Raw genomic sequence first — 12,493 nt, forward strand, 5'->3', positions numbered from 1 at the left:
ATCAACTCGTTAGTCGGCTGAGGCTGTCCCTTCATAACCAGCAGGTCGGCGGTTCGATCCCGCTCGCGGACTCCAGATTCTTCGCACCTAGCCGGCGATCTCTCGGGGCGCAGATGCTCAGTTTCTCTTCCGGCGGGAATAATCCGCCGCTCCCGGTTGTATTCCCGGGGCGAGCGCTTGTAATGCCCCGGGAAATGTATTACTTTTTGAATAAAGGAAGGAGATCGCCATGAACCAAACCCGTCGAGCGATTTTATTGGGCCTGGCCGCGGCCGTCCTGGCCGGCGCCGTCGCATCCGCCCAGGAATTGCCGCCGCCCCGATTCGTCACACCTAATCCCGAGCTGAAGATCCAGGCCGTCAGCCGGATCCAGTCGGTCACGGTCTTCGCCGACCGGGCCACCGTCGTCCGCACGGCCGCCATCCGGCCGATCCTGGGCCCCCAGAGCGTCGTCTTTGCGGGCTTGCCGACGACGATCATTGGCGGTTCCCTCCGGGCCAGCGGCCGCGGCGCGGCCGAGGTCAAGATCCTCGGGCTCGAGACGGCCAATGAATACCTCGAATCGCCCCTCCTGCCCGAGGCCCGCAAGGTCCAGACCGAGCTGGATGCTTTGCTTTATGAGATCGGCAAGACCAAGAACGATTTGGCCGTTCTGGGCGTCCAGGAGAGCTTCCTGATGTCCCTGCCCGCCAGCCAATCGGCGCTGAACGCGGCGTCTGTGGCCCAGGGCAAGGCCGATCCGTTGGGTTGGGAGAAGACGCTGGAGTTCTTGGGCGGAAAACTGGCGACCGTCAAGGCCGGACAGCTTGACCGTCAGAAGACCCTCAAGGAGCAGGAAACCAAGGCCGAAGCGCTCCGCAAGCGAATCGAGGAGCTCAAGCCCGGCCGACCGGCCGAGGCCCGCAAAGTGACCGTTCTGATCGAAGCCAAAACGCAAGGCGATTTCACCCTCGATCTTTCCTATACCGTCGCCAACGCCCGTTGGACGCCCGTCTATGTCGTCCGGGCTCTGCCCGACAGCGGCGAAGCCGAGCTGTCCCTTTCAGCCGTTATTCAACAGAGAAGCGGCGAGAGCTGGGAAGGCGTCCGGATGGCGCTCTCGACCTCCTCGCCGGCTCTGGAGAGCCGGCCGCGCGATCTTTCCCCCTGGCTATTGGATATCTATGTCCCGCGCATGTCCAAAGGTTCCTCCCGGGACGAGGGTTCGAGGGAGATGATGAAGATGGCCGAGATGCCGGCGGCGGCTTCGATGCCGGCCCCGGCGCCGCCGCCCCGGGAAGCCGAGATCGAGACTGCGGATGTGGCCGAAACCGGATTGCACGTGAATTTCGAGATCAAGCGGGCCGTCGACGTCCCCTCGGACGGCGCGCCGCACAAGTTCCCGATCGATTCGCCGACCGTCAAGGTCAAGTACGACTATGCGGCCGTTCCTCAGAACCGCGAAACGGCGTACCTTCGCGGCACTCTGACCAACACCTTGGCCTACCCGCTGCTTTCGGGCAGCGCGGATCTCTTCATCGGCCAGGACTTCGTCGGCGCCATGACCCTCCCGGCCACGGCCGCCGGCGAAGAAGCCAAGTTCTTCTTCGGCGAAGACGGCCAGATCAAGATCAAGTTCGAGCAGGTCAAGCGGGAGAAATCCGGCGGCGGGCTCTTAAGCAAAGCCGAGAAGCTTCATTTCATCTATCGGTTGACCGTCCAAAACCTGCGCAAGACCCCGGTTTCGGTCGACCTTGCGGACCGCCTCCCGATCAGCCAGAATTCCAAGATCGAGGTCAAAGACGTCGTCCTGACGCCGGCTCCGGCCAAGCGGGACGAGAAGGGGATGCTGTCTTGGACGGTCCTTCTGGCGCCCCAGGAAAAGAAGGAGATCCTGATCGAGTATACGATCGAATACCCGAGGGACGCCACGATCAGCGGCTTGTGAGCGGCCCTATGCCCTACGATTTCAGCCTAAAAACGCCGGTTCGGCATGCCGATACTTTTGTCGCCGAGGGAGCCCAAATCATCGGTGCCGTGACCCTGAAGGCCGGTGCCAGCGTCTGGTACAACAGCGTCCTGCGGGCCGACGTCGCCGATATCGTCATCGGCGAGGATTCCAACATCCAGGACAATTGCACCGTCCACGTCGATTTCGGCCGCGGCACCGTCCTCGGCGACCGGGTCACGGTCGGCCATGGGGCGATTCTCCACGCCTGCACCATCGAGGACGACTGCATCATAGGCATGGGCGCGATCGTCTTGGACGGGGCTGTCATCAAGAAAGGGACGATCGTGGCCGCCGGGGCGCTCGTCCCGCCCCGCAAGACCTACCCGGCGGGCTCGCTTGTCCTCGGCTCGCCGGCCGTCGTGGTCCGCGCCTTGAGCGAGGAGGAAGTCCGGCACAATGGCGACCATGCCCGGTCCTACGTCGAATTCTGGAAGGCTTACCTGGCCAAAGGGATAGGGAAGGAGGTTGTCAACCCGTCGGGGGCGCGTTGACTTGCTCTCTGACTCCGTGTTAATCTTCGGCCATCCCTGATGGGGAGGGCCGCATGATCCAATTCCTCGGTGCCAAGCTTCGCAAAGCCAGGGAAAAAATGGGCTTAAGCCAGACGGCATTCGCCCGGGCCTTGGGCTACTCGGCCGAATATATCTCCTATCTCGAAGCGGGCAAACGGACGCCCAGCTTCGCGGCTCTGGGCAAGATCGCCGCTTTCCTCAATCGCGAAATCTCCTACTTTTTCTACGAGCGGGAGCCCGGCCCCGACGCCATGGCCATGCTCTTCCGGGCCGACGCCGTGGACGAGCGGGCCCGGGAGGAGCTGCAGCGATTCCGGCGCTTTTGCGACGACTATCTCAAGCTCGAGGCGATCACCGGCCGCCGACTGGATTTGGCCCCTCTTTACGGCCTCGTCCCGCCCGAGCGCATGGCCGATGAGGAGCGCCGCCGCCTCGGCCTGGGTGAAGAACCGGTGCGCGACGTCTTCGGCCTGTTCGAAGCCAACGGCCTCCGCATCCTGCGCATGCCGATGCCCGAGGATTGCCGCGTCAGCGGCGTCTTCATCTATCTCGAGGCCAAACAGGCTGCCTTCGCCCTGGTCAATTCGGCCCAGGCCTTCGGCCGCCAGGTCTACAGCGCGGCCCACGAGTACTGCCATTACCTCAAGGACCGCAACGAGGGCCCGGTCATCGACAATTCCGATGTCTTCGTCGACGACTATGTCGAGCTCTATCATCCGCGCGAACAGTACGCTCAGGCCTTTGCGGCCCGTTTCCTGATGCCGCCCGGGCGAGTGCGCGAGCTGGTGGACAAGGAGTTTCGCGCCAAGCGCGTCCACTACGACGAGGCCCTCTACCTGAAGCGGTACTTCGGCGTCAGCATGCTGGCCATGTTGAGGACGCTAAGGGACTTGGACTTCCTGGACAAGGTCCAGTTCGTCGAGTACGTGCGGCGCGACCCGTCGCCCCGCGAGAAGGAGCTGTTCGGGCTGGGCGACGACGAAGCCGGCTACGACCCCGACGAGCGGGCCGCCGCCCGGAGCGGAATGGTCAGCGGGCTGCTGTTCAAGTTCAAGAAGCGCCCCATCACCTCGGACCGCTACAAGCTCCTGCAGGAGGAAGCGGCCCGCCGGATCGCCGGCGGCAAGGGGCTGAAAAAAGGCGTCCAGACCATCCTGCCGACGCCGGAGGATTGACGCGCGAGGAGAATCTTATGAGCAAGGCCGCCAAAATCATAATCATCTTTCTTTTGATCGACGCCGTGGCCATCGGCGGGTTTTTCCTCGGCCGATCCCTCAAGAAGGGCGGCCGGGCCGGATTGGAGATTCCTTGGACGACCATCGATGAGGCGTATCGCCCGGCCAACGCGGTCGAGGAGTTCATCAAGACCGACGCCGCGAACCGAGGATCGTTGCCCGTCTTCATCCGCGCCTACGGCCGCGATGCCAAGGTTCTGCGCAAGTTCAAGGGCAAGAAGTTCGCCCAGCCCAGCGAACAGGTCCTGGCCCTGTTCTTCAAGGGGCTGGACGAATGGATGATCGTGGACATCAAATATATGGCTGAGAACCAGCGCGAAGTCCTCCGGACGCTGCTGTATGTCCTCGACGGCGGGCAGTGGAAGGTGGGGGACACTGGGATTTTGGTCGAATAGGCAGCCCCTTCCCGGACCTGCCCCTGATGCCGACGCCTCCCGCTTCCTGGTCCCGTGAAATCCTGGCCCTGGCCAAGGAAGGGCTGACTTATGGCCGGGACCCGTTCGACAGGGCCCGCTACGAGAAGCTGCTGGTTCTGGCGGCGGACATGGCGGCCGCCGAGACGGGAAGTAATCCCGCCGCCGTCCAAACCCTGTTTACGGCCGAGGAAGGCTATCTGACGCCCAAAGTCGAGGTCCGCGGCGTCCTCTTCCGCCAGGACCGCATCCTGCTCGTCTCCGAGCGGACGGACGGAGGGCGTTGGACCCTGCCGGGCGGCTGGGCGGACCTGGGCGCCACTCCTTCGGAGAATGTCGTCCGTGAGATTCAGGAAGAAACGGGATTCGAGGCCCGGGCCGTCCGCCTCCTGGCCGTCTACGACCGCGACCGGCAGGGCCATTCCAGGCGCTATTTTTCCTGTTACAAGATCTATTTCCTCTGCGAGATCCTAGGGGGCTTGGCCAAGCGGAGCCTGGAGACGCAGGACGTCGAGTTTTTCGCCGAAGACGCCCTGCCGCCGCTCTCGACGGATCGGGTGACCGAGCGCCAAATCCGGCGCATGTTCGAGCTCCGTCGACACCCAGACCAGGGACCCGATTTCGATTAAAAGCCAAGGGGCTCTCTGGGCGGTCGGCCGAGAGGCAGTCAGGATTCCCGCGCGTCCATGATCCGCAGGATTTCGTCGATTTCGGCCGAGGTGAAGGTCGGGAAGCCCGATTTGTCCATCTCGCGGTCGAGCTGATCCCGTAGAAATCCCCTGATCACGTCGGCCAGGCTTTCCCTCCGCGCGGCGGCGGAAGACTTCAGCTTCTCGTAGAGCCCGTCGTCAAGGAGAATATGCAGTCTTTTCATCAATCGTCCCCGAACGCAAATGTACATTCTCGACTCCCGAATGTCAACCCATCCCGCCTCCCAGGCGGCCTCGGCCCTGCATAGAAGGAGACGCTGGAGGCGGCCGATTGTCTCACTCCTCGGGAGTCGATCTGGTATAATTCCCGCGCACGGAGGTCCCTATGATACCGATCTTGGTCACCGGAATCGTGATCGCGTTCGCGGTGATCCTGACCTTGATCCAAAAGGGCCGCCTGAACGCGGCCTGGTCGGGGCGGGTCGAGTCGATCGGTCGCAGGACCGCCTATCAGGGTGGGAACAAGCGCCTCAAACTTCAATTGGTCGTGGTCCGCTACCAGACGAACGCGGGGAAGAGGGGCAAGTTCGAGCTCGAGGAAAGCGCTTTCGCCCGCTATTTCCCCGATCTTCAGGCTGGCGACGGGCTGATCAAATCGGCCCGGGAGGGCCTGCCGCGCAAATCATGAGCCCGATGGAAACCTAGAGGACCTTGATCTCGAGCATCCGCTCGATCCGGAAGTGGCGGATGTCTTCCCGTTCATAACACCAGGCCCGCAGGCCCTCGAATTTCCGGCCCCCGTATTCCATCGGCTCCAGGCTCTCGGGGCGGATCCGGCGGCGGCTCTTGCTGTCGTCGGGCTTGAGGTAGACGACTTCCAGGACCCGGCCTTCGGAGATGGCCTCTTCGATCAGCCGCCGTTTATCGGCGTAGGCCAGTCGGGCTTCCGACTTGGCATACTGGAACCCGGTCAGGAACCGGACCACCCGCCAATCCATCCGGATGTGCTCCTTGCGGATCGGCTTGCGCAAGACCAGCCCCTCAAAGGTGGTGCAGCGGCTCAAGGCCACATAGACTTGGCCGTGGGCGAACGTCCCCCGGCCGACATCGACGATGACGCGATCGAAGGTCTTGCCCTGGCTTTTGTGAATGGTCACGGCCCAGGCCAGCTTGAGGGGGTATTGGGTGAAGGCCCCCACCGGCTCGCTGACGATTCGACCGCCGTCCTTGTCGTAGGCGAAACGGAAGATCTCCCAGATATTGGGGCCGATGTCCACGATCTCGCCGTCGGCGAGCTCGACTTCCACGGCGTCGTCGGCTCCCGTCTCGCGGACCACGTCGATGACCTTGCCGATCGTCCCGTTGACCCAGCGGCCCGCGGGATCGTTGGTCAGGAGCATGACCTGGGCCCCGGCCTTGATCTCGAGGCGTTGGTCCGTCGGAAGCGAGGTGCGGTCGAAGTCCCCTTCAATGAACCCGTCATAGCCGAACGTCTCGCCGGTCAGGGTTTCCAGCTTCTCCCGGTTGCGGCGGAAGGCCTGGTCGTTGGTGCTGGTCAGGGTGATATAGAGCCCGCCGTCGGCCGGAGCGAATTCGGGATCGAGCCTGGCGTTCAGGCGCTCCAGATCGGCTTCGCTGATGGAGCGGTTGCGGATCGCATTGAGCAGGCCGATGAACTCGGCTTCGCTTTGGCGGTAGATCTTCTCCAGCTCGACGAACTCCAGGGGATAGCCGCCGTCGGCCAAGACTCGGGCCGAGAAGAAGTAGGGCGACTCGTAGGGCGAGTCGGAAGCCGCCTCGAACAGGGCCCTCTCCTGGGCCGTCACGACCGGGGGGAGCTGGTAGAGGTCGCCGATGAAGACCATCTGGATGCCGCCGAAGCGGCGCTTGGGCAGCGGCCCGTTCAGGCGCAGGAACTTCTCGACGCAGTCCAAGAGATCGGCCCGGACCATCGAGACTTCGTCGATGATGACCATATCCAGGTTCCGGTAGAGGGCGCCCTCGGGCCCGTTCGCCTTGGCTTTGGGCAGGGCTTTGACGGCCTCCAGCGTGACGTTGGGCTTGAAGCGGCAGAAGGAATGCACGGTTTGGCCGCGGACATTCAGGGCGGCCACACCGGTGGGCGCCAACACGGCCACCCGTTTGCTCGTCGTGGATCGGAAATGGTCCAGCAGGGTCGATTTGCCGGTCCCGGCCCGGCCGGTGATGAAGACGGGCTTATCGGTCGATTCGAGAAGCTCGAGGGCCCGACCGAACTCGGGGTTGATCTCAAGACCGGATGCTGTCCGCGGGTATGCGGCCGGAAGGGGGCGAGGGGGAGCGGCGGGTCGGGATTTCCTGGCCATCGGGGCGGGGATCATTATATCCCAGCCCCCACTTTCGGGAAACGCCGAGGATCAAAAGGCGCAGGCGCCGCGCTTGTTCTTCTCGTAGTACTTCTGGTGATACTCCTCGGCCCGGTAGAACTCCCGGGCCGGGACGATCTCGGTCACGATCCGGCGGCGGAAGGCGCCGTCCTTCTCGACCTCGGCCTTGACCTTCTCGGCCGCGGCCTTCTGGGCCGGGTCGTGAAAGAAGATGACCGAGCGATATTGCCTGCCCACGTCGGGGCCCTGGCGGTTGAGCTGGGTCGGATCGTGGAAGGAGAAGAACTTCCGGACTAGGTCCTCATAGGAGATCTTGACCGGATCGAAAGTCACCTGGACGGCCTCGGCATGTCCGGTGTCGTCGCTGCAGACCTGCTTGTAGGTCGGGTCCTTGACCTTGCCGCCGGCATAGCCCACGACCGTGGATAGGACGCCGTCCACTCGGCCGAATTTGTATTCGACGCCCCAGAAACAGCCGGCCGCGAACGTCGCGACGCCGGGGACCGTCTTGGCCTTTGCGTCGGCCGCCTGGAACAGCATGGCCGCCGAGTTGATGCAGTAGTGGCGGCCGCTCGGGGCGGGTCCGTCGTCGAAGACGTGGCCGAGATGGGCGCCGCAGACCGAACAGCGGACCTCGGTCCGGGTCATGCCCAGAGAGGCATCCTCGCGGTATTCGATATTGGCCTCGGAGAAAGGCGCTTTGAAGGAGGGCCATCCGGTTCCATGCTCGTATTTGGCTTCGGAGGTGAACAGGGGCGCCCCGCAGGCGGCGCATATGTAGGTGCCCTTTTCCCAGAAGTCGTTGTAGCGGCCCGAGAAGGGAGCCTCGGTGCCGCATTGGAACATGACTTTATATTGATCGGGCGCCAGGGTCTTCTTCCACTCGGCATCCGCCTTGCGAACCTTGGGAACCATCGTCATCTCTCCTTTGCCCGCCTGAATATCAGGCAGGGAACCGGCATACATCAGCGCGTTCAGGCCCCTCCAGCCCGCCCAGGCGAGGGTCAGGCTGACCAGGCCGATCAGGGCCTTTTGGCTTATATTCATGGCCAGCTCCTATACTATCTAAATCCTATAGTAATAATATAGATTAAAATTCCCAAAAAGCAAGCCCTCGGCCAAAGGCGGGGCGGGGGCGGGCGAGGCGGCCGGAGATCAGCCGGGAAGGGGGGCGGCGAATCGCTTCAGCCAGTCATCCAATTGGGCGGCGGGAACGAATCCGACGGCCCGGTCCTTTTCGGTTCCCTTTTCGAAGACGATCAGGGTGGGGATGGCCATAATGGCATGGCGGCTTGCGGTCGAGCCGTTCTCGTCCGTGTCGAGCTTAGCGAATTTGACCCGGCCGGCCCAGCGCTCGGAAGCGGCTTCCAGGACCGGGGCCATCATCCTGCAGGGGCCGCACCAGGGAGCCCAGAAATCAACCACCACCGGGATATCGGAACGGAGGACTTCGGCATCAAACGATGCTTCGCGGACGGGAACGACTTTGGACATAGTCTTCATTCTCCTTCCAAGGCTATTTTTAATATGCGGGCGACCCGCTCATCGGCGATCCGGTAACAGATCCGGGTCCTCTCGCGGCGACCCTCGATGATCCCGGCTTCCTTCAGAATCCGCAGGTGCTGCGAGACGTTGGGCTGGGACAGCCCCAGGCATTTTTCCACGTCCGAGACGCAGCGCTCATTCTCCATCAGACGGCGGACAAGGAGCAGCCGGGCCGGGTGGGCGAGGGCCTTGAACCGCTTGGCCAGGGGGCTTAGTTCGGCGATGGCAGACTTCATGAGCATCCTCCCTCGATATATCCTAGCCATTATATAATATATATTGAATATGTCAAGGGGGGAGGCGAAGCCCCGAAAAGGAGTACAATACGGGCGGCCTCGAGGCCGGAGGAGAGTGGATGCCCATCCCAGCCCTGGTGATCGACGACGATCGGGTGACCCGAGCCCTGATTGAAAGAATCTTGGGCGGCATCGGCTTCGAGATCTTCACGGCGGCGGACGGAGAGGCCGGCCTCGAAGCGGCGGCCCGTTTCGTCCCGGCCCTGATCGTCACGGATCTGCTTCTCCCCAAGGCGGACGGGCTTGCGGTTTGCTCCCGAATCCGGAAGGATCCCCGGCTGTCCGGGGCCAAAATCCTGGTCGTCACCGGTCTCAAGAATCCGGGCGTTCAGCGCGAGGCGCGCAGCGCCGGCGCCGACGCGATCCTCGAAAAGCCGTTCCAAGCCGATGTCTTGATCAGAGCCGTCCGGGCCCTTATCCCGGGCGTTTAGCGCTTTTATAGCGCCCCGCCCGAAAAAACGCCCCCGCCCCGACTCCGCGGGGAGTCGGGACGAGGGCGCGGTTCGGCTTGTTTGCAGGCGCCGGCTATTTCTTCTCGGGCTCCTTCTTGTCGTCCTTCTTCTCGGCCGGCTTGGGCTCTTCGACCTTCCACAGCTTGGCCCGCTCCTTGAGCGCGTCCTTGAGCTTGAGGTAGGGGATGCCCTCGGTCATCCAGGCCGGGGCGGGTTTGCCCATCAGCCAGTGGTCGAACCATTCCTTCATCCGGACGGTATAGTCCTTCATGTTGGCCGGCTTGGCCAGGCCGTGATTTTCGCCGACGTACTGAAGCATGATGACCGGCTTCTTCATCCGGCGCAGGGTGCTGTAGTACTCGATGCCCTGGTTCCAAACGACGGCGCCGTCCTTGTCGTTGTGCAGAATCATGAGCGGGGTGTTCACCTTGGTCGCGTGGTAGACGGGGGAGTTCCTCTGGTAAGCTTCCAGGTTGTCCCAGTAGCCGCCCAGGAACCGGCCCTGCGAGCTCTCGAAGATGGCCATGTTGCCGGATCCGGAGTTGAAATAGATTGAGCTGTACATGCTGATCATGTTGGTCAGCGGGGCGCCGGCCACGGCGGCCGCGAAGTCGGCCTGGGTGACCAGGAACGCGGTCTGGTAGCCGCCCCAGGAATGCCCCTGCAGGCCGACCTTGGAGCGGTCGACGACGCCGGTCGCGACTGCCGCCTCGAGGGCCGGCAGGACGCACCAGACGGCGCTCATTCCGGGGTCGTTGAGCTTGTAGGTGATGTCGGGCATCAGGACCGCGTAGCCGTTGCTCGTGTAAACGGACTTGTTGAAGCCGTTGTACGAGGGCATGGCGTAGCGGTTGAGCTGCTGCGACATCTTCTCGTAGTAGTAGATGACGGTGGGATACTTCTTGCCTTTTTCATAGTTGGCCGGAAGGTACAGGGCGGCTTGAAGCTTGACGTCCTTGCCGCTCTTGGGGTCCATCTTGTAATCGAGGAGCATTTGTCCGCTCGACCAGAGGAAGTCCTTCTGGCCGGCCGCGATATCGGTGATCTTGCGGCCGTTGCCGAGGAGCGCGTCGGCGATATAGACGTCCGAATAGTCCTTATAAGTGTCGCGGGAGTAATAATAGACCTCGGCCTTGCGGGCCTTGGCCGGTCCGCCGAAGCCGGCGTCGTCCCAGAGCAGAACCTTAACCCCCGGCTGGCCTTTCTCCAGGCGGCCGAGGCCCGCCTTCTTGGTCCATTCGCCGTAAAGGGGGACGTAGAGCGGCTTGGCCAGATCAATGCCCTTGTCGTCCCGATCGAGCGAATCGAGGCCCCGATACCGGATCTGGTCCTTGCGGCCGTTGATGGTCAGATTGACGGCCGTTCCGCCGTGGACCGGGACTTTCCAGATGTCCCAGCCGTCGCTGAGCAGGGCGAAGAGGCCGTCCTCGGACCAGCCGATCGGATAGTCGGGCGGGTTCTTGACATTGTGGTCGTCGTCTTCGTTGACGAAATCGGCAGGGACGCCCTTGGTGATGGGATAGGACTTGCCGGTTGCGAACTCGAAGGTCAAGAAGGCGCCTTCATCGTAGTAGAGAAGGTGGGTGCCATCGGTCGAGATGGAGAAGGAGTAACGGCTCTTCTTGAGGATCGGCTTGCGGGCTCCGGTCGTCATGTCGATGAGATAAACGTCGCGGTAGCTGCGGCCGTCGAGGTTGCCGTCGAGCTCATACTCCCGGTTGTCGTAGCCGACCGCCCAGCGCTCCTTGGGGGCGACGAGCAGGGTGCGGAGATCATCGTCGGCCAGGCGGATGAACTTCTTCTCCTTGAGCCGGTATTCGGCCAGGTAGCTGAAGGTCTGGTCGCGTCCCGCTTCGACCTGCTGCTGCGACTGGAGCCGCTTGTCCAGGCCGTGCCAGAGGACGAGATCGGGCAGATCCTCATCGGGTGCGGCCGGAGGCGCCCCGGCCGCTGCGCCGTCGCCCGCGGGAGCGGCGCCCTCGCCTTTCTTCTTGAGCTCGCGGATGCCGAAGAGGAGCGCGTCCAGCGATTCGGTCCACTGCGGCGTCCGGTCGGGGCTGATCGACATCCCGGCCGGGAAGGACTTGTCGTCCTTGGGATCGTAGACCGTCTTCTGGATTGGGCCTGGGGTGAATCCGGTGAACCCGACTGCAGCGTAGAGCTTGTCCTCGAAGGCTTTATCCTCTTTGCCTTTGAGGCAGGCCAAGCCGTCGCCCTTTTCGGTCCAGGCCAGGCCCTTGTAGGCGGCCTTGTCGGAATCCAGGGGCACGATGGTGCCGGCGGCCATGTTGCGGAGAAGAACGCCGTTGCCCGTCTGGCCGTAGGCGTCGATCAGCAGGGCCAGCCAGCGGCCCTTCTTATCGAAAGCGAACTCGGCCACGTTTCCGAGGACGAGCTCTTTGCCGGTTGCAAGCTCGCGCAGGACGAGATCGGACCCCGTCCATTTGTCTTTCTCCCGCTCCTGCCCCTCGGGCGCGGCTTTGTGGAGGACGAGCCAGCCGGGGTTCTCGGGCGCGAACTGGAAGGATCGAATCTTCTCGTACTCGATCTTCTCGCCCGTCGCCAGGTTGAGGACGGCGGCCTTGGTGTAGATGCGGCCGCGGCTCTGGCGGAGCTTCTTGGCTTCCTTGGCCTCGAGGCTGATCATATAGGCGGCGAACTTGCCGTCATCCGAGATCGCCAGGGGGGCGAAACGAGCTTCGCCGATGGGGAAGCGGTATTCCTTGCTGCCTTGGGTTTGGCGAAAGACGATGTCGCCGTCGCCCTCGAGCGGGATATGGCGGTATCCGAACCAGGAGCCGTCGGCCGACAGGGCCGAGCCGCCCTGGGTTTTCCAGGCCAGGATGTCGCGCAGCTCGATCGGACGCGGGGCGGCCTTGACGGCCGGGGCTTGCGGCGCGGCCGGAGTGGGCGGCGGGGGCGGAGGCGGGGCCTGTTGACGGACTGCGGCGGCCAGGAAAACGGCCGCGATCAGGATCGCGAGAAATCCGACGATGGTTCTTTTCATGAAAATAGTTCTCCTGGTGATGAAATC

At 63.2% G+C, this 12,493-nt stretch carries 13 protein-coding genes; 7 read left to right on the forward strand and 6 right to left on the reverse strand.

Annotation, left to right across the window (positions count from 1 at the left end; translation table 11 throughout):
• The first annotated feature begins 229 nt into the window (after window positions 1–229).
• Genes NTZ26_13690 through NTZ26_13710 form a run of 5 tightly spaced genes read left to right on the forward strand, consistent with a single transcriptional unit; the run spans window position 230 to window position 4,779 of the window.
• Window positions 230–1,927 (forward strand): mucoidy inhibitor MuiA family protein, encoded by a 1,698-nt coding sequence (locus tag NTZ26_13690; GenBank protein MCX6561552.1) that lies wholly within the window; start codon window positions 230–232, stop codon window positions 1,925–1,927.
• A gap of 8 nt (window positions 1,928–1,935) precedes the next feature.
• Window positions 1,936–2,481 (forward strand): gamma carbonic anhydrase family protein, encoded by a 546-nt coding sequence (locus NTZ26_13695; protein MCX6561553.1) that lies wholly within the window; start codon window positions 1,936–1,938, stop codon window positions 2,479–2,481.
• Window positions 2,482–2,534: 53 nt separating this feature from the next.
• Window positions 2,535–3,677, forward strand: coding sequence for an XRE family transcriptional regulator (locus NTZ26_13700; protein ID MCX6561554.1), 1,143 nt, complete (start codon window positions 2,535–2,537; stop codon window positions 3,675–3,677).
• Window positions 3,678–3,694: 17 nt separating this feature from the next.
• Complete coding sequence (locus NTZ26_13705; protein ID MCX6561555.1) at window positions 3,695–4,132, forward strand: hypothetical protein; 438 nt, start codon at window positions 3,695–3,697, stop codon at window positions 4,130–4,132.
• 26 nt (window positions 4,133–4,158) lie between these two features.
• Complete coding sequence (locus NTZ26_13710) at window positions 4,159–4,779, forward strand: NUDIX hydrolase (GenBank protein ID MCX6561556.1); 621 nt, start codon at window positions 4,159–4,161, stop codon at window positions 4,777–4,779.
• A gap of 38 nt (window positions 4,780–4,817) precedes the next feature.
• Here the strand turns inward: NTZ26_13710 and NTZ26_13715 are convergent, their stop codons facing one another.
• Window positions 4,818–5,024 carry a hypothetical protein gene (locus tag NTZ26_13715; GenBank protein ID MCX6561557.1) on the reverse strand — a complete coding sequence of 69 codons (207 nt, stop codon included), beginning with the start codon at window positions 5,022–5,024 and terminating at the stop codon, window positions 4,818–4,820.
• 161 nt (window positions 5,025–5,185) lie between these two features.
• On the opposite strand from NTZ26_13715, the gene NTZ26_13720 reads away from it, so the two are divergent.
• Window positions 5,186–5,488 (forward strand): hypothetical protein, encoded by a 303-nt coding sequence (locus tag NTZ26_13720; protein MCX6561558.1) that lies wholly within the window; start codon window positions 5,186–5,188, stop codon window positions 5,486–5,488.
• A 13-nt stretch (window positions 5,489–5,501) separates the two neighbouring features.
• Here NTZ26_13720 and NTZ26_13725 read toward each other — a convergent pair whose 3' ends face one another.
• From NTZ26_13725 to NTZ26_13740, 4 genes are all read right to left on the reverse strand, one after another.
• Complete coding sequence (locus NTZ26_13725) at window positions 5,502–7,160, reverse strand: AAA family ATPase (GenBank protein ID MCX6561559.1); 1,659 nt, start codon at window positions 7,158–7,160, stop codon at window positions 5,502–5,504.
• A gap of 36 nt (window positions 7,161–7,196) precedes the next feature.
• The gene (locus NTZ26_13730) at window positions 7,197–8,213 is read right to left on the reverse strand and encodes a bifunctional methionine sulfoxide reductase B/A protein (protein MCX6561560.1); all 1,017 of its coding nucleotides are present in this window, start codon (window positions 8,211–8,213) and stop codon (window positions 7,197–7,199) included.
• Between the two features lie 108 nt (window positions 8,214–8,321).
• Complete coding sequence (trxA, locus tag NTZ26_13735; GenBank protein ID MCX6561561.1) at window positions 8,322–8,660, reverse strand: thioredoxin; 339 nt, start codon at window positions 8,658–8,660, stop codon at window positions 8,322–8,324.
• A 5-nt stretch (window positions 8,661–8,665) separates the two neighbouring features.
• Window positions 8,666–8,947, reverse strand: coding sequence for a metalloregulator ArsR/SmtB family transcription factor (locus NTZ26_13740; GenBank protein ID MCX6561562.1), 282 nt, complete (start codon window positions 8,945–8,947; stop codon window positions 8,666–8,668).
• Between the two features lie 119 nt (window positions 8,948–9,066).
• Between NTZ26_13740 and NTZ26_13745 the strand changes: the two genes are divergently transcribed.
• The gene (locus NTZ26_13745) at window positions 9,067–9,438 is read left to right on the forward strand and encodes a response regulator (GenBank protein ID MCX6561563.1); all 372 of its coding nucleotides are present in this window, start codon (window positions 9,067–9,069) and stop codon (window positions 9,436–9,438) included.
• 94 nt (window positions 9,439–9,532) lie between these two features.
• Here the strand turns inward: NTZ26_13745 and NTZ26_13750 are convergent, their stop codons facing one another.
• Window positions 9,533–12,466: a prolyl oligopeptidase family serine peptidase gene (locus NTZ26_13750; protein ID MCX6561564.1), complete on the reverse strand. Its 2,934-nt coding sequence runs from the start codon at window positions 12,464–12,466 to the stop codon at window positions 9,533–9,535.
• Window positions 12,467–12,493: the final 27 nt, after the last annotated feature.

Source organism: Candidatus Aminicenantes bacterium, assembly GCA_026393855.1.
Taxonomy (GTDB): Bacteria; Acidobacteriota; Aminicenantia; order Aminicenantales; family UBA4085; genus UBA4085.